The sequence below is a fragment of the Flavobacterium sp. CR10 genome (assembly GCF_055814415.1).
Genome location: NZ_CP185985.1, coordinates 3,647,225 through 3,662,376, shown reverse-complemented (window position 1 = coordinate 3,662,376; position 15,152 = coordinate 3,647,225). Strand labels below are relative to the sequence as shown.

Sequence of the window (15,152 nt, the reverse complement as noted above, 5' to 3'; positions counted from 1 at the left end):
TATAAGGTTTACAATTTTAAAAAGAAATCATCGTAACTTTTTTTATTAGATTTTTGATAATCATTGATGTAAACATCTAAAAAACCGCTATGTTTTAAAAACAGCAAAGGGTCTTTTATATTTAAAATTTCTTCAATAGCTTTTTGCTTATCTTTTTGTTTGTTAAAGTAAGCTTCGATTATTTTATAGCCAATCCAATATCCTAGATCATTTGGTCTGCCATCTTTTTTAGAAGTACCATATAACCAATCCTGATAATCGCTATTTTTTAATCTCTCAACAAATTCTTGGCACAATTTATCCTTATTTTGTTCTCCATATTGATATTCGATTTTATTGATGGATTCGCCAGAGATAAGTTCACCAATAAAATCAGCGCCGCCTTCCATCACACACCATTTTAAGAGCATGTCTTTGCCAGTGATGTTTTGCTGATAATGTATAAGTTCGTGTGCAATTAAACCGGAAATTCCGTCTAGGTTTTGAAGTTTTTCTGTTCCTATAACAATTCCTTCTGGCGCAGAAGTTCCGCCGGAATTAAATCTTCCGTAAACGAAGTAAATAGGAGGGAACTTAGCCTTTGGATACCAATACTTCAGTGCGCTATAAATTGCTCTTACTCTTTTTTCTTTTGTAGAAATACCATTTAAAACATTTCTTGAAAGTTCATAATCTGCTTTTCTTTTTTTTACAACTGCAAAAAGAGAATCAGCATTTATTATTCTGTTTTCAGTAAATGCTTTAACACCTGGTGAGCCTTTCTGCATGTATTCTACGAAGGGATTTCCTTTTGATTTCTCCATTTTATCAAAAGCTTCCCAAAAGTTTTTTGAATCTTTTGTTTCAAAAATTGCATCTAAAGGATTATCTGAAAAATTACTTTGCCCAAAGACTGCATTTTGAATAAAAATTAAGATAAGAATGATTAACTTTTGCCTCATTTTGTTTGTTTTAAAATATTAAGTTTTTCAATACTATCTCTAAAATTAAATACATTAGACAAATATTTTTTCTGTTTATCTTCTAAAATTAATAAACTATTAAAGTAAGTTATTTCAAATCGCTTACTTTCTAAAAATAGGTGCTTTAATCTATAATTATATTCTAATTCTTTTTGAATGCTAGTAATTATAGATAAAGATTCGGCTTCTTCAATTTTAAACCATTCACCAATATTAATTGGCTTGCGGGTTTCAGAAATTACTTCAATATCATTCTCTTTTCTTTTAAATAAATCGAGACAAAAATGATAAACTATTTCTTCTGGCACCAAGAGTCTTTTCTCTCCAAAATGCAAATTATAAGTAATTACAAAACCTCCTTTATTTTCAGGCTGGATTTTGATTTTATTTATTTCATTAATAAAAATAATGGAATCCGAGAGAACGTCCGCCTTGTGCTCGAAATTCTCTGACAGAATTCTTAGATTCTCAATAATTGTTAAAGCCATTGATATAGAAGGATTGAATTTCTTTAATATCTCGCTAATATAAATAAAACCTGATTACTTTATATTTCAACTTTAGCAAAACATTCTTTGTCATTCTATATCAATGTTTTTTTTTAGTTTTTATATTGGCAGATAGGCTTCAACCCCACTTTCAAGCCACAGAAATTTCTCTTTTACATCAGACTTCCCAATTTCACTTTTTAAAGATTTTACAGATTGCTTAAAGTGCCACCAGCCTTCGTAATGTATCGGCATTACGATTCTTGGTTTTAAAAGTTGAGCTGTCGCAATTGCTTCTTCGCCATTCATGGTAACTCTTAAATTCTTTTTTAAGTATGGAAATGCTCCAGCTCCTAGATGCAAAATAGCTATATCGACTTTTTTTCTTTTCTCCAATTCATACAATCCTTCAAAAAGAACTGTGTCTCCAGAAATATAAATGCATCCGTTGGCTTGTTTTTGCCATTCTATTGTAAAACCAATAACACTCCCCATAATTTTATTCAATCTTCTTATATTGGTATGTTGAGCAGGTATCGCTGTAATTTTTAGATTTTCTACTTTTTCGGTTTCAACATTATATTCTTGCCAGTTGTCAAGCCCAATGGTTTTGGTGTTTTTTAAGCGTTTTACAGCATCTGTAGTAGAAAGAACAGTTGGAACTGTTTGAATAAAAATGCGTCCTTTTTTATCTAAATTATCGCTATGATGATCGTGACTTAACAAAACCAAATCTATTTTTCCAATTTCTTCAATAGATAATGAAGGACTGCAATACTTTTTTGAAAATGCCATCGGGCTGCTGACATATTGCGGAAAAAATCCATCTTTTTTATTTAAAGTAGGATCTGTCAAAATTTTAAATCCATTTATGTTTATCAAAACGCAAGCCGTGTCGATATGTGTAATTGTAACTTCCATTTGCATTTAATTTTAATTGTTAAAATGTTCATGCAAATCTGAGTCTAATAAATGGTCTGCAAATTGACTTTGGTCAAGAAATGCGTTTTCTTATTCGACTTAAAGTCTCTGGTACAACTCCAATATAAGATGAAAGATATTTTAGCGGAATCTGCTGAATGTATTTCGACTGTTCTAGCAACAGTCTTTCATATCTTTCTTGCGGTGTTTTTGTCAAAAGATCTAGTTCTCTTTTTACTTTTTTTTCAAGAAGATATTCAGTTGCGATACGTCCAAGTTTCTTTGCTGTTTCGCACTTTTCGTAAAGACGCTGTAAACTTTCATATGATATAGAATACAATTGGCAATCTGTTAAGGCCTGAACATAAATTTCGGTTTTAGCTCTATTATAGAATGAGTCGTATGCGCAATAAAAGGAATTTTTAAATGCAAAATCAAATGTAATTTCTTTATCATTCGCAACAACATAATACCTAACAACTCCTGTATCGATAAATGATAAATAATTCTCGAGTTGTCCTTGAGCAAGAATCAGCTCATTTGAAGAAAATTGTCTTGTTTTTATGCAACTTAAAAACTCAGCTAAAGTATGTTCTGGAAAACCCAGTTTTTCAAAATATTCTATTAAAGATGTCATTTTAAATAATTCAATATTTATTCTAGGCTAATATACAATCATTCCAACAACTGAAAATATAGAACAATATGCTAAATTGTTGCAAATGTTTAGAAAAAGTTCTAAATTACATTCAACCTAAAAAAATCAAAATCATAGAATGAAACAGCAAAAAGATTGGTCAATAGACGAAATTCAAAATACTTGGCAATTAGTTTCAAAACTTCACGACGGGCAAAAATATGGCGGAAGCAATGAAGGCGAAAGAGTAGAATACATCAATCACATTGGAAGTGTTTTTTTTGAAGTTTTAAATGCCAGCCGATTTACAGAAAATATGAATACTGATTTGGCTGTAAAATGCGCTATGCTTCATGATACTATAGAAGATACGGCATTTAATTATGAAAAAGTTAATGATTTGTTTGGGAGCGAAGTAGCATCTGGAGTTATGGCATTGACCAAAAATGAAAAAATTGAGGATTCGTTTGAAAAAATGCTTGATAGTTTAAACAGAATCAAACAACAGCCAATAGAAGTTTGGGCTGTTAAAATGGCTGACAGAATCTGCAATTTATACGAACCTCCGTACTATTGGAATGACGAGAAAAAGTTAAAATATATTGAAGAAGCTGAAATTATACATCAGGAATTGAAAGACGGAAATGAATATTTAGCAGAAAGATTAAAGAATAAAATTAGGGAGTATAATCGTTTTCTTAGCACTGCTAACCAATTATAAATATCAAAAAACTCCAAAGCCTTATGATTTTGGAGTTTTTTTTGCTTTATATCTTTTTATGAATTTTAGTATTTATATATTGTTTAGTCAAAGCAAAAATAGATACTACACCGGATTCACTTACAATTTAAAGGAGAGACTCATTCGCTATAATTAGAAAAGTAAGGATTTTACAGGAAACGTCAAGTATTGCAAAGCTTTTTCTAAATCTAATTATTTTTTATAACGCTTTATATTTACAGCATTAAAAGAATATGACACCATTAAATAACTCCAAAATGCAAGTTTGGTTTCATCTTGTATTTTAGGTAAATATTTCATGGAATTAGTTGATTTGTAAAAAGAAAAAGCATAATTCACTTCAAGTTCCTTGATTGGAGTATATTTTAAAGAAAGATCATTTTCAAATCCAAGAAACTTTTTCACTTCTTCTCCCAAATCATTCGTAAGAGGATATTGAGTGTAGAAAAGATGAAAATCTGAACGAACTGATAGTTTACTATTTAATGGGATTAAAGCAAATAAATAGGGATTGACAAGCCCTTTACCATTAACATCGTTTGGAAATCGAGTAAAGACATTCATATTCCCATTAAACTTCCAAGTAACACCATATAAAACATCAAAATCTCCAGATCTATCAATAGACAATTGAGGACTGCTTCCGCTAATTATTTCAGCACCTAAACGCCAAGTAGACTTTAAAAGCGATAATTTTACTTCTGGCTGAAAATAGTAAGCTAATAAATTTTGGCCTTTTACATTACGGCCAAATTGAAAATACGAATTCAAAGTATAATACCAGCGCTTCTTAGTCAATTCTAGCCTGCCTCCAGTTGTTGCGCGTGTGTACAGTTGTCCTGAATTGGTGTTTTCTAAAAAATCAACAGCATTTAAAGAATTAAATGAAAAACCTTTAGCATTATTATAACTGAAATTATTAACCAACAGATATTTATATTTATTGGGTGCGACAGGAGAATAAGTAGATTCAAATTCAGTATTATAGTTTCGAGTGAACAAGATAAAAAAATCGTTAGAGAAATTTTTAGAACTCTTCATTATGCGTATTCCCTCATGAGCCCTTCCTTGTTGTGCCCAAGGAGCATCTGAGAACAATCTTCCGTTATCTAATAGTACGCTTTGCCTTCCTAATCTTACATTGATAGATTTAAATTTGGTCTCCAAGAATAATTGGTAAAAATTAATGCTTCCCACTTTAGAAACTTCATTATTCTGACCCCAAAGATGAATTTCTTGCAAATCTGATTTTACAAACCATTTTTCTCTTGCATATAGCATAGAAACTCTATTTCTCTGTGTAATGTAAAAATATGGGTCGATTGAATCGTTGGGAGGAAGAATATAATTTGAAGTGTATTCTGCTCTAGGCCTTATTTCAACATTCATTAAGAATTGCTGAGCCAAGACGCTGTTTTCTTGAGCGCTTAAGAAAGTGGCAAATAAAAGAAAAAATAGTATTATGCTATTATTGGATGGCGTTTTAGTCAGCATATTTCTTTTTATCCTATAGATATAGTATGTAAAAATAACGATAGTAAATTTATTTTAGCTAACATTTTTTTTTTGTTTCCTTCATTATGAATTATTTTGTTAAAAATAAAGATTTCTAGGGACTTAAATAAAATTTATGAGGTGAACATTAATTTTATAAGCATTCATTGTACTGATTTTAGAACGAAACTCTTTTTATTCCTTCGTCAATCTATCCAGTTCTTTCAGCAAAGTCGGCATTCTAAATTCTCCATGCATCCCTTCGACTTTTTTATAAGCTTCATCCAAATCAATTCCGATAGAAGTAATGTATAACGGTTTCTTGCTATCGCCTCTAAAAAGCGCTTTTTTATTCTTTTCTATAGAAGCAAAATTTGTTTTAGCAACACCAACAATCGGAATCTCTTTATTTAGTTTTTCGTACAAATAACCGCCCAAGCCATATTTCTTTTCGTCATCTAAATACACAAAACCATCAACAACGATTGCTTCAACTTTAGACAAATCTATTTGGTTTAATAAACTCAAAATGCATGGCAATTCTCTTTTATAAAATTCGCCCGGAATATATTCTGCTACATTGTCTATTGTTTCAGAATGAATTTTAAAGTTTTTGTCTTCATTCCATTCTGCAAATTCAAGACAGATTGTTTTTGCTTTTTGGTCAAAGTAATAAGTATCAAAGGCTAGAATCATAGGTTATTTCTATAAATATTTAAAGTCTAAAAATAGAAAAAGCTTTACAAAAGAATTGCTCATTTTTAGAAAAACATCAAATCTTTTTTAATTGGAATCTCTAAAGTTTAAAACTTAAGCTTTTGAAAAAATCCTAAATAAAATGTAGTTTAGCTAAAATTTTAAGAAACAATCTAATACGTATTTCCAAATGAAATGGATAACCAGAGAAAGACCCAAAATAGATAGGATCGCCTGTCCGTGGCTGATTCGAAAGTTTGTTGACTCTGAATCTGAATTTATTTATGTTCCGTTTGATGATGTATTAACAAAGGCAAAAGAACTTAATGCCATTCCGTTTGATGTGCCAAATGTTGAGTTTACGCATTATAATGAAGAATGCACTTTTGATTACATCGTAAAGAAATACGAGATAAAAGATCCAGCCGTTAAAATTATTGCAGGAATTGTGCGTGGAGCTGATACTGACAGACACGAAATCGCTAAAGAATCGGCAGGACTTTGGGCTATTTCCGCTGGATTGGCTTATAATATAAAAGACGATTATGAACTATTAGAAAGCGGAATGATTTTATATGATGCCTTATATAGCTGGGCTACGCATTTGTATCAGCAAAATCATTTACAGAACAGTCCATTTGAGAAATTACTTCATGAGGTTTACAATAAGTTTTTAAAAGACAAAAAAGCATCATCCAAAACACCATCATGGGTAAAAGATCTAAAAGATATCATTCAAGATCAAATCGATGCTCAGTTTGCTTTTGATTTAAAGAAAATTTCGAGCGAATTAGATTTAAATCCATCTTACTTATCACGAGAGTTTTCAAAACATTTTGAAGATTTGAATTTTGGAGAATATGTTAGAAAACTCCGCATCGAAAAAGCAATCAATCTCATAGAGAATTCGTCTCATACTTTAACTGAAATAGCTTATATGACCGGCTTTTCAGACCAAAGCCATTTTACTAGAATTTTTAAACTTCATACAGGAAAAAATCCTTCTGCTTATAGAAAAAAAACAAAAAAGTAAAGGAGATACAAAAGGTAAATTGAGTTCTATTTTTTGACGGTTAATGCTTTTAGTTTTGTTCTAACGAATTAAAAACTAGAAATAATGTCATTCAAGAACACTTTCTTTATTACCGTATTACTTGCAGGTTTTACAGCTTTTTCACAAACTACTTATCCAAAAGTAACAGGATATTTTGGCATCATGCATCCTATTGTAACATTTAACAGTGATGAAACGACTGTAAACTTCAGAGATTATTACGCTGTAGGTTTTCCTACGGGAATAAATATTTGGAAAAATGAAAAAATCGGATTTTCATTTGAAATGGTTCCCAACATAAAAGACGATCAAGGAACAAGCAAAGTGACCAATTTATTATTTCATCCTGGTGTTTTGGTTGCTCTTGGGAAAGGCTACACATTTGCCGGAAGAGCTGCTTTTGAAAGTAGCGGTAGATACGGATTTACACCAGTTTTTAATAAAACAATTATAAAAAATCCTAGCTGCAGTTATTACGTAGCCGTGCCGCTTCCTGTTCGCTTTGGCAACGATCATCCTGCTAGTTTTACGGTAGGTTTTCAGTTTGGAATTGCTTTTTAGCAATTTCTAAATCAAAAAACTTTCTAGAAATTTAATTGATTATCAATACCTTAGTTACAATCAATTAAAACTAAAGTTTATGAAAACTAAAATGATATGGGCCAACTTGGTTTCAAACGATTTGCAAAAAACAATTAAATTTTATACCGATTTAGGATTCAAACAAAACGGACAAAACACAGAGGAAATCGTGAGTTTTTCTATTGCGGAGAATAATTTTATAATCAACTTTTTTACAACCGATAGATTTAAAACGGCCTTAAAAGGCAATTTAGTAAATGCTAAAAATGAGAACGAAATTATCTTTTCGCTTTCTGCAGAGAGCAGGGAAGAAGTAGATCTTTGGTATGACAAAGTCAAAAAAGCTGGTGCAACCATTTTTTCTGAACCCGAAAATTACCAAGTAGGCTATACTTTTGGTTTTGCTGATCCAGATGGACATAAGTTTAATTTTCTTTATTGGCCAGGAATGTAAAACAAGAAGGCCTCAAGTCTGTTTCTAATCTGGAAGTTTATATGGAACTTAAAATCCTACATGTTATAAGAATAGTGAGAAAGTTTATTTCTTTTTTGCCATATGGCAAATTTTCAATAAAAACTTATGTCTAACTTTCGTCCATGAAAGAATTAGTAAATTATATATTGCAGTTTGGCAATTTAAATCAGCATCAGATTGATTTAATTTTAACTAAAGCCAAAGAAAAAGAAATCAAAAAAGAAGAATATTTTTCTGAAGCCGGAAAAATCGCTTCTGAAGTTGGTTTTATCATAGATGGAATAATGCGTGTCTGTTACTACAACAACAAAGGCGAAGAAATTACCAAATACTTTATAGACGAAAATAATCTTGTAGTAGATTTGGAAAGTTTTGATAATAATATTTGTTCTTCTGCTTATGTTCAAGCAGTTACAGATTGCAAGATTATTGTGTTTTCTAAAGCCAGTTGGCAAGAATTACTAGATACAATTGTCGGTTGGGATACAATTGTGCATAAAATTATTTCAAAAGCGTTAATGCAGAAAGTCGCTAGAAGAAGTCCGCTTGTTTCAGAAGACGCGACAACTCGCTATCTGTCTTTTATGGAGATGTTTCCAAATGTAATTAATAGAATCCCGCTTTCTTATTTGGCTTCATATCTCGGAATCACACAATCTTCTTTGAGCAGAATTAGAAAAAATATCCGTTGAAATCGCTTTTTGTCATATGACAAATGTTTTTCTTTTTCATTGACGGAACTTTGCTTCAAATAATTTAAAAAGATAAAAAATGAAAACAGTATTAATTACAGGTGCAAATAGAAGTATTGGTTTAGAAACAGCGAAACAGCTTTCAGAAAAAGGATTATTTGTTTACCTAGGAACACGAGATCTTACAAAAGGAGAGGAAGTTGTAAAAGAATTAAATGCGAAAGGATTACAAAATATTCAAGCTATTCAAATTGATGTTACAGACGCAGAAAGCGTTTTGGCCGCAAAAAACATCATTGAGAAAGAAAAAGGCAAATTGGATATTCTAATAAATAATGCTGGAATTTTAGGAGATATTCCGCAAAACCCTTCTACAACTTCTATAGAAGATATTCAACGAGTTTTTGATACAAATTTCTTTGGCGCAATAACGGTTACACAGACTTTTATTGAACTATTGAAAAAATCAGATAGTCCAAGAATCAGCAATATTACATCTGGACTTGGATCTCTTACTTTACACAGTGATCCAACTTGGAAATATTATGCAATAAAAGCAATTTCGTATGTATCTTCTAAAACAGCTTTAAACGCATTTACCGTTACTTTGGCTCATGAATTGAAGGATCTTGCATTCAAAGTTAATTCAATCGACCCAGGTTATACAGCAACAGATTTTAATCATCATAATGGTCCAGGAAGTGTTGAAAGCGCCGCAAGTTTCATCATAAAACATACTTTAGTTGATGAAAATGGACCAACTGGAAAATTCTTCAGCAACGATATTGAAGACGAAAGCGAAGAAAGTCCGTGGTAAAAAACTTTTAATACCTAATAAAAACTCCAAAATCTTATGACTTTGGAGTTTTTATTTTGGATTGTAATCGTTTTTAAAACTTAAATTGCAGTCAATAAAAAGTAAAAGCGGTAAATTAGCAGTCTGAAAATTTCTAAAACAAAAGGTATGTCTATTACAACAGAAGCAGAATTAGCCGGAATGAAAAAAGCCAGCGAGGCCGTTGCATTTACTTTAAAAGAAATGAGAAAATTTGCCAAAGCAGGTATGTCAACCAAAGAATTAGACGAATATGGCGGGCAGATACTGAAAAGTTTCGGAGCTAAATCTGCGCCTTACGAAACTTATGGTTTTCCAGGCTGGACTTGTATTAGCGTTGATAATGAATTCTGTCACGGTATTCCTTCTGAGAAAAGAATTCTGCAAGAAGGAGATTTGATCAATATCGATGTTTCTGCCGAATTAAACGGTTTCTGGTCTGATAATGGAGGCTCTTTTGTGATTGGAGAAGATATAAACGATCATCAAAAATTGATTGAAGCTTCTAAACAAATTTTGCATAAAGCGATTCACAACATAAAAGGCGGCGTCCGCATTTCTGATATCGGATTTTTAATTGAAACAGAAGCAAAGAAAAAAGGCTATAAAGTCATTAAAAACCTAACGGGACATGGAGTGGGGAGAAGCCTTCATGAAGCGCCTCATGAAATTGCCAATTACAGAGACCGTTTTAATGTGACGAGATTTAAAAAGAATTCGGTCGTTGCAATCGAAACTTTTATTTCAACGACTTCTACTTATGCAGAAACAATGAAAGATGGCTGGACAATGGTTGGAAATAAAGGCGGTTTTATGGCTCAGCACGAACATACAATTGTTGTGACAGAAGGCAAGCCGATAATTTTAACCGAAATGAATGAAATTTGGAATTAACTATTCCCAATACACAAAAAAACTCCATTAGAAATAATGGAGTTTTGTATTTTAAGAAGTTTTATTTTGCGCATTAAACACTGCAACTAATTTTTTATTTGCTTCAATAATTTTCTGAGGATTAATCATATTTGAGTTAAATATGAAATCATAATTTTCATCTTTTGGCTTAAATTGATTTACGCCATAAGCTACACTATTCGCCGGAATACTTTTGGTTATAATAGCTCCCGCGCCAATTACCGAATTTTCTCCAATAACTATTGGCCCTAAAATTTTGGCGCCATCGGCAATAATCACATTTTTAGCAATAATTGGATTTCCGACGTTTTCCCATTCATTCGTAATTTTATTGTACTTCAAATTGGCTCCAATAGAAACATTTTGAAAAATAACCACATTTTCGCAGATTTTAGATGCTACGATGGTGCATCCGCGCCCATGATGCGCAAACAAAACGGTTTTATCCATTTCTGCACAGTTTATTTCACAGCAGTATAATTTCTCTAATAAATTGCCCGCAATGTATTTTAAAAGACTATTTTTTGAATGGCAATTGATTTTAACTAATGTATTAAACATATTGTTTTTAAACGTTTAGCAATAACTCATAATTCATAACTCATAACTCAATTTAAGGTTCCCAAAGTTCAATTTTATTGCCTTCCGTATCCATAATGTGTACAAACTTACCATATTCGTACGTTTCGATATTGTCGAGAACCGTAACTCCGTTTGCTTTCAGTTTTTCTACAAGACCTTCAATATTCTGAACACGGTAGTTTATCATAAATTCTTTTTTAGACGGAGAAAAATATTCATCTCCTTTCTTAAAAGGACACCATTGCGTAGATTCTATCTGTTCTGGATTATCCATATTTCTAGATTCGAAACTTGAAGAACCCCATTCATTGATTTCTAATCCTAAATTTTTAGCATACCATTCTTTAGTTTCTTTTGGATTATCCATAAAAAAGAAAATACCGCCAAGTCCAGTCACTTTTGGTGTTGTATCGTTTGAATTGTTTTCCATAAGAAAGTTTTTAAGGTTATTTTTCGAGAATCTAAGATATTAAATATTGCTTGCATTTTTATTCTGTTTGCTTTTGAATTATATTTACATAAACGTATTTCGACTTAAATCAAACTAAATGAAAACGGAAAGAATCTACAAAATCCTATTTTCTAGCGTATATCCTTTATACATTCAAAAAGTTGAAAAAAAAGGAAGAACTAAAGAAGAATTAGATACGGTAATAAAATGGCTTACAGGATATAGCGACGAACAAATTAAAGAGCAGATTGAAAAGAAAGTGGACTTTCAAACATTCTTTGCTGAAGCTCCAGAAATCAATCCGAATGCTTCTAAAATTACTGGCGTAATCTGTGGTTATCGTGTAGAAGAGATTGAAGATCCTTTAATTCAAAAAATGCGATATCTAGACAAATTAATTGATGAAATCGCCAAAGGACGAAAGATGGAAAAGATTTTAAGAGAATAAAAAAGCTGATCAGAATACAACTATACAAAATATATTCCGTAGGAATATCTCATAGGTAGAAAAGGAAAATAGCGTCTACATTGTGTCCTGTAGGGACACCTGATTTTATGAAAATAGCATATCAAAAAATCAAACGTTGCTACGGAACGTACTCTCTAAATCAATTTAGTTCTACCGATGAAACATTCCTAACGGAACGAATTCTTTTAAACTCTTAATAAACCGCGAAATCCTCTCGCAGCATAATACGATTCTGCTCCATTATGATAAACAAAAACGGTATTATATCTGAAATCTGAGAAAATCGCACCACCTAATTTCCTAATCTCTGACGGAGTTAAAATCCAGCTTGAAGTTTTAGTATCAAATTTTCCTAATTTTTGCAGCTCTTTATATTGCTCTTCGTTTAAGATTTCAATTCCCATTTGTTCCGCCATATTTATAGCGCTGTCAGCTGGTTTATGCTCTTTTCTTTTTTCCAGCGCTTCATGATCATAACAAACACTTCTGCGCCCTTTCGGACTTTCAGCAGAACAATCCACAAAAAGATATTCGTCAGTTTTAGCATCATATCCAACTACGTCAGGCTCACCTTCAGTTCTTTCCATCTCGTCAAGAGACCATAGTTTTAATGGATTAGCTTTTAGTTTAGCTTCAATTTTTGCCCAATCTAGATTTTCGTGACGGTTTTTATTCTTTTCAAAACGTTTTTCGAGTATGGTTAATAATTCGTCTTGCTCGTTTATAGTAAGTTGCTTTTTCATTTTCTTAAGGTTTTAATTAGAACTGCATCTTCTTGTTTCTGGTCTGAAATACCAAGAAACAACTGTTAGAACAATTAGCAATATTGGTCCAAAAAGTGCTGACGCGTCATCTTTTATAGCCAAATGTGAAACCACAGCTCCAGACATGGCAAAAAAGAAACCTGCATAAGCCCATTCTTTCAATAAACCGAATTTCGGAATCAGGATTGCAATTACTCCCAAAAGCTTCCAAACGCCCAAAAGAGTTAAAAAATAAAGCGGATATCCTAAATGCTGTATCATTTCTGCTTCTTCTTTGAGAGGAATAAGCTGTACGATTCCTGTTGATGTCATTCCTAAAGCCAGCCATAAAGTGGCAACCCAATAGATAATCTTATTTCTTTTGCTCATGATTCTTATTTTAGTTTAGTTACAATTTCTTCCAATCGGTTGTGTGCCATATTTAATCCTTGTGCAAATGGCAATTTTAACTGCGTTGTTCTATGTTCGATAGATTTGTAAATAATCTGCATGGTCAATTTGCTGGTATCATCAGATAATTTTTCAAACTCTAAAAATTCTAATTGAGGTGCAAAATTGGCGTTATCCATTTCAAAAGTGCGCACTATTTTTTCATTCGGAACAAAATCATGAAAAACACCATTAGCTCTAAAAACTATATTTCCGTTAGGATCGCTGGTTTCATACTCCCATCCGCCGTATTTTTTGCTTTCCAGTTTCAAGACTTTTGTCCCCATCCATTGCGCTACAATTTCAGATTCGGTATGAGCTTTAAATAATAATTCTACTGGCAGATCAAATTCTCTTGTAATCACAAGATCCAATCTGTCATCTTCGGCGTGAATTTTTGTTTTCTTTTCCATGGTTTATTTTTTATAGTTTTTCATAATTGATTCTAACTTATTAAAACGATCGTCCCACATTTTTCTGAATGGTTCGATGAACTTGTCAATTTCTTTCATTTTTTCTGGATTTAAATGATAATAAATTTCTCTTCCGTTTTGTGTCTGGTGTAATAGTTCACATTCGTTCAAAATCTGAATATGTTTTGAAATAGTCTGTCTTGACGAATTAAAATTCTCGGCAATTGCCCCAGGCGTCATAGCCTGAATGGCAACTAAACTTAAAATAGCTCTTCGGGTAGGATCGGCTATGGCTTGAAAAACATCTCTTCTAATTTCCATTATGCAGTTATTTGACTGCAAATATAATGAAGTCATTTGACTGCGCAATATTTTTTTCAATTTTTTTTCAAAAAGAAAACCTTCAAACTTTTCAATTTGAAGGTTTTATGGTGTTTGTTTTACTTAGAAAAAGTGTTTTTTAATCTAATCCAGCAAACTGAAAAGGCTTTGTTTCCTTGAAATTAATCAAAGAGTCACCTGAATAATTCTCATTATTTGCTAAACTTAATTTTTTGATTTTTCCTTTTTCACTAAAATCAATTTTACTGAATTCAACCCAAATTACATTCGGATTTAAAACATTATCAAAATAATACACTAGATTTTTTTGGTCGGCAACCGTTCTCCAGCGGGTAGAGGAGATGTTTGGTTCAGTTTCTGACGAAATTCCTAAAGGAACAGAACAGTTTCTAATGACACCAAAAACACTAGATAAAGCTGTTCTGATATTATCTGTCTTCGGAATAGCATCAATATAATAAGAAGCTCGTACAAAGCGATCTGCGGCACGATTGGTTCCCGGAAGCATAATTGTGCCTGGAATTCCTTTCCAATACGCATTGATGGCTAATTGCTGCTCAAAAATAGGAGAATTGGTCATGGCTACATATTTTCTATCATGATGAATAACCAACTTTCCGTTTATATATTCAAAAATAGCATTATCTCCAGTAGAATCAGAAATAGAAAGATGCACTGTAGCATAAATATTCGTTCCCGGAATATGTGAAGAGGTTATTACAAAATCATTCTTACCAAGAGCCGCAACTGTTTCTGCAACAGTAGAAAAATTATCTAAAACATATTGAAGCCATAAAGAAACAGCCAGACCTTTTACTTTTCCATTCTTTTCAAACGGAGGATATTGCGATTCTACCAACCACAAAAGATTGCCCACAAGTCCTTTTTCGTTCATACCATCAGAAGAAGCAATGTCCCAAGAACTGGTAATAACGCTTCCGTATTTAGATTTCCATTTAATCGAACTGGTTCCAACTTCACCAGATCTTTCAATTCCACGCGGGAAAATCCATAAATTAGCCGGAATTTCACCTTTCCAATCCATCGATCGTGCAGTAATAATTGTTCCGTTTAAGCCTTCGTAAACTATCCTTGTGCAAGGAAGTACAGTTTCGGTTATTAATAATGTAAAAGCAAGTAGGGCAGGAAAAATTCTGTTTTTTGGTTTCATAAAATTTTGGATTTTAATTAAACATGCGACTTGAATTT

21 protein-coding genes are annotated in these 15,152 nt (G+C 32.1%); 8 read left to right on the top strand and 13 right to left on the bottom strand.

Annotation, left to right across the window (positions count from 1 at the left end):
- Window positions 1-8: 8 nt before the first annotated feature.
- From ACNRYB_RS16035 to ACNRYB_RS16020, 4 genes are all read right to left on the bottom strand, one after another.
- On the bottom strand, window positions 9-941 hold the full coding sequence (locus ACNRYB_RS16035) for a DUF2268 domain-containing putative Zn-dependent protease (protein WP_473727900.1): 933 nt from the start codon (window positions 939-941) through the stop codon (window positions 9-11).
- Window positions 938-1,450: a hypothetical protein gene (locus ACNRYB_RS16030; protein WP_129747151.1), complete on the bottom strand. Its 513-nt coding sequence runs from the start codon at window positions 1,448-1,450 to the stop codon at window positions 938-940. Before ACNRYB_RS16030 ends, ACNRYB_RS16035 begins: the two co-directional genes overlap by 4 nt.
- A 120-nt stretch (window positions 1,451-1,570) precedes the next feature.
- Window positions 1,571-2,371 (bottom strand): MBL fold metallo-hydrolase, encoded by an 801-nt coding sequence (locus ACNRYB_RS16025; RefSeq protein ID WP_473727899.1) that lies wholly within the window; start codon window positions 2,369-2,371, stop codon window positions 1,571-1,573.
- Between the two features lie 73 nt (window positions 2,372-2,444).
- Window positions 2,445-3,008 carry a Crp/Fnr family transcriptional regulator gene (locus ACNRYB_RS16020; protein ID WP_473727898.1) on the bottom strand — a complete coding sequence of 188 codons (564 nt, stop codon included), beginning with the start codon at window positions 3,006-3,008 and terminating at the stop codon, window positions 2,445-2,447.
- Between the two features lie 139 nt (window positions 3,009-3,147).
- Between ACNRYB_RS16020 and ACNRYB_RS16015 the strand changes: the two genes are divergently transcribed.
- On the top strand, window positions 3,148-3,729 hold the full coding sequence (locus ACNRYB_RS16015; RefSeq protein WP_473727897.1) for a bifunctional (p)ppGpp synthetase/guanosine-3',5'-bis(diphosphate) 3'-pyrophosphohydrolase: 582 nt from the start codon (window positions 3,148-3,150) through the stop codon (window positions 3,727-3,729).
- A gap of 213 nt (window positions 3,730-3,942) precedes the next feature.
- On the opposite strand, the gene ACNRYB_RS16010 is transcribed toward ACNRYB_RS16015, so the two are convergent.
- Window positions 3,943-5,244, bottom strand: a complete 1,302-nt coding sequence (locus tag ACNRYB_RS16010) for a hypothetical protein (RefSeq protein WP_473727896.1) — start codon at window positions 5,242-5,244, stop codon at window positions 3,943-3,945.
- A 195-nt stretch (window positions 5,245-5,439) separates the two neighbouring features.
- Complete coding sequence (locus tag ACNRYB_RS16005) at window positions 5,440-5,940, bottom strand: endonuclease V (protein WP_473727895.1); 501 nt, start codon at window positions 5,938-5,940, stop codon at window positions 5,440-5,442.
- 190 nt (window positions 5,941-6,130) lie between these two features.
- Here ACNRYB_RS16005 and ACNRYB_RS16000 point away from each other — a divergent pair, with 190 nt between their 5' ends.
- The 6 genes from ACNRYB_RS16000 to map all read left to right on the top strand — a co-directional run bounded on the left by ACNRYB_RS16000 (window position 6,131) and on the right by map (window position 10,472).
- The gene (locus ACNRYB_RS16000; protein WP_473727894.1) at window positions 6,131-6,973 is read left to right on the top strand and encodes a chromate resistance protein ChrB domain-containing protein; all 843 of its coding nucleotides are present in this window, start codon (window positions 6,131-6,133) and stop codon (window positions 6,971-6,973) included.
- Between the two features lie 84 nt (window positions 6,974-7,057).
- Complete coding sequence (locus ACNRYB_RS15995; protein ID WP_473727893.1) at window positions 7,058-7,555, top strand: hypothetical protein; 498 nt, start codon at window positions 7,058-7,060, stop codon at window positions 7,553-7,555.
- Between the two features lie 79 nt (window positions 7,556-7,634).
- The gene (locus tag ACNRYB_RS15990; protein ID WP_473727892.1) at window positions 7,635-8,030 is read left to right on the top strand and encodes a VOC family protein; all 396 of its coding nucleotides are present in this window, start codon (window positions 7,635-7,637) and stop codon (window positions 8,028-8,030) included.
- 143 nt (window positions 8,031-8,173) lie between these two features.
- Window positions 8,174-8,743 (top strand): Crp/Fnr family transcriptional regulator, encoded by a 570-nt coding sequence (locus ACNRYB_RS15985; RefSeq protein ID WP_473727891.1) that lies wholly within the window; start codon window positions 8,174-8,176, stop codon window positions 8,741-8,743.
- Window positions 8,744-8,822: 79 nt separating this feature from the next.
- On the top strand, window positions 8,823-9,560 hold the full coding sequence (locus ACNRYB_RS15980; protein WP_473727890.1) for an SDR family oxidoreductase: 738 nt from the start codon (window positions 8,823-8,825) through the stop codon (window positions 9,558-9,560).
- A gap of 147 nt (window positions 9,561-9,707) precedes the next feature.
- Window positions 9,708-10,472, top strand: coding sequence for a type I methionyl aminopeptidase (gene map, locus ACNRYB_RS15975; RefSeq protein ID WP_473727889.1), 765 nt, complete (start codon window positions 9,708-9,710; stop codon window positions 10,470-10,472).
- Between the two features lie 51 nt (window positions 10,473-10,523).
- Here map and ACNRYB_RS15970 read toward each other — a convergent pair whose 3' ends face one another.
- Window positions 10,524-11,054 carry a serine O-acetyltransferase gene (locus ACNRYB_RS15970; protein WP_473727888.1) on the bottom strand — a complete coding sequence of 177 codons (531 nt, stop codon included), beginning with the start codon at window positions 11,052-11,054 and terminating at the stop codon, window positions 10,524-10,526.
- A 52-nt stretch (window positions 11,055-11,106) separates the two neighbouring features.
- Entirely contained in the window at window positions 11,107-11,505 is a 399-nt protein-coding gene (locus ACNRYB_RS15965; protein WP_129747142.1) for a VOC family protein, read from the bottom strand.
- A gap of 118 nt (window positions 11,506-11,623) precedes the next feature.
- Between ACNRYB_RS15965 and ACNRYB_RS15960 the strand changes: the two genes are divergently transcribed.
- Window positions 11,624-11,974, top strand: coding sequence for a DUF2200 domain-containing protein (locus ACNRYB_RS15960; protein WP_008464157.1), 351 nt, complete (start codon window positions 11,624-11,626; stop codon window positions 11,972-11,974).
- Window positions 11,975-12,180: 206 nt separating this feature from the next.
- On the opposite strand, the gene ACNRYB_RS15955 is transcribed toward ACNRYB_RS15960, so the two are convergent.
- The 5 genes from ACNRYB_RS15955 to ACNRYB_RS15935 all read right to left on the bottom strand — a co-directional run bounded on the left by ACNRYB_RS15955 (window position 12,181) and on the right by ACNRYB_RS15935 (window position 15,114).
- On the bottom strand, window positions 12,181-12,738 hold the full coding sequence (locus tag ACNRYB_RS15955; RefSeq protein ID WP_473727887.1) for a DUF4256 domain-containing protein: 558 nt from the start codon (window positions 12,736-12,738) through the stop codon (window positions 12,181-12,183).
- Window positions 12,739-12,750: 12 nt separating this feature from the next.
- The gene (locus ACNRYB_RS15950; protein ID WP_473727886.1) at window positions 12,751-13,128 is read right to left on the bottom strand and encodes a DoxX family protein; all 378 of its coding nucleotides are present in this window, start codon (window positions 13,126-13,128) and stop codon (window positions 12,751-12,753) included.
- A 5-nt stretch (window positions 13,129-13,133) separates the two neighbouring features.
- Entirely contained in the window at window positions 13,134-13,601 is a 468-nt protein-coding gene (locus ACNRYB_RS15945) for an SRPBCC domain-containing protein (protein WP_473727885.1), read from the bottom strand.
- 3 nt (window positions 13,602-13,604) lie between these two features.
- Window positions 13,605-13,922, bottom strand: a complete 318-nt coding sequence (locus tag ACNRYB_RS15940) for an ArsR/SmtB family transcription factor (protein WP_008464153.1) — start codon at window positions 13,920-13,922, stop codon at window positions 13,605-13,607.
- 139 nt (window positions 13,923-14,061) lie between these two features.
- Entirely contained in the window at window positions 14,062-15,114 is a 1,053-nt protein-coding gene (locus tag ACNRYB_RS15935; RefSeq protein ID WP_473727884.1) for a linear amide C-N hydrolase, read from the bottom strand.
- Between the last annotated feature and the right edge of the window lie 38 nt (window positions 15,115-15,152).

Coding starts and splice junctions, on each gene's coding strand:
- ACNRYB_RS16015 (WP_473727897.1), top strand. CDS start 3,148: ATGAAACAGCAAAAAGATTGGTCAATAGACGAAATTCAAAATACTTGG.
- ACNRYB_RS15955 (WP_473727887.1), bottom strand. CDS start 12,738: ATGAAAAAGCAACTTACTATAAACGAGCAAGACGAATTATTAACCATA.
- ACNRYB_RS16005 (WP_473727895.1), bottom strand. CDS start 5,940: ATGATTCTAGCCTTTGATACTTATTACTTTGACCAAAAAGCAAAAACA.
- ACNRYB_RS15970 (WP_473727888.1), bottom strand. CDS start 11,054: ATGTTTAATACATTAGTTAAAATCAATTGCCATTCAAAAAATAGTCTT.
- ACNRYB_RS16025 (WP_473727899.1), bottom strand. CDS start 2,371: ATGGAAGTTACAATTACACATATCGACACGGCTTGCGTTTTGATAAAC.
- ACNRYB_RS15950 (WP_473727886.1), bottom strand. CDS start 13,128: ATGAGCAAAAGAAATAAGATTATCTATTGGGTTGCCACTTTATGGCTG.
- ACNRYB_RS16035 (WP_473727900.1), bottom strand. CDS start 941: ATGAGGCAAAAGTTAATCATTCTTATCTTAATTTTTATTCAAAATGCA.
- ACNRYB_RS15960 (WP_008464157.1), top strand. CDS start 11,624: ATGAAAACGGAAAGAATCTACAAAATCCTATTTTCTAGCGTATATCCT.
- ACNRYB_RS15945 (WP_473727885.1), bottom strand. CDS start 13,601: ATGGAAAAGAAAACAAAAATTCACGCCGAAGATGACAGATTGGATCTT.
- ACNRYB_RS16000 (WP_473727894.1), top strand. CDS start 6,131: ATGAAATGGATAACCAGAGAAAGACCCAAAATAGATAGGATCGCCTGT.
- ACNRYB_RS15940 (WP_008464153.1), bottom strand. CDS start 13,922: ATGGAAATTAGAAGAGATGTTTTTCAAGCCATAGCCGATCCTACCCGA.
- ACNRYB_RS15990 (WP_473727892.1), top strand. CDS start 7,635: ATGAAAACTAAAATGATATGGGCCAACTTGGTTTCAAACGATTTGCAA.
- ACNRYB_RS16020 (WP_473727898.1), bottom strand. CDS start 3,008: ATGACATCTTTAATAGAATATTTTGAAAAACTGGGTTTTCCAGAACAT.
- ACNRYB_RS15935 (WP_473727884.1), bottom strand. CDS start 15,114: ATGAAACCAAAAAACAGAATTTTTCCTGCCCTACTTGCTTTTACATTA.
- ACNRYB_RS16030 (WP_129747151.1), bottom strand. CDS start 1,450: ATGGCTTTAACAATTATTGAGAATCTAAGAATTCTGTCAGAGAATTTC.
- map (WP_473727889.1), top strand. CDS start 9,708: ATGTCTATTACAACAGAAGCAGAATTAGCCGGAATGAAAAAAGCCAGC.
- ACNRYB_RS15980 (WP_473727890.1), top strand. CDS start 8,823: ATGAAAACAGTATTAATTACAGGTGCAAATAGAAGTATTGGTTTAGAA.
- ACNRYB_RS15965 (WP_129747142.1), bottom strand. CDS start 11,505: ATGGAAAACAATTCAAACGATACAACACCAAAAGTGACTGGACTTGGC.
- ACNRYB_RS16010 (WP_473727896.1), bottom strand. CDS start 5,244: ATGCTGACTAAAACGCCATCCAATAATAGCATAATACTATTTTTTCTT.
- ACNRYB_RS15985 (WP_473727891.1), top strand. CDS start 8,174: ATGAAAGAATTAGTAAATTATATATTGCAGTTTGGCAATTTAAATCAG.
- ACNRYB_RS15995 (WP_473727893.1), top strand. CDS start 7,058: ATGTCATTCAAGAACACTTTCTTTATTACCGTATTACTTGCAGGTTTT.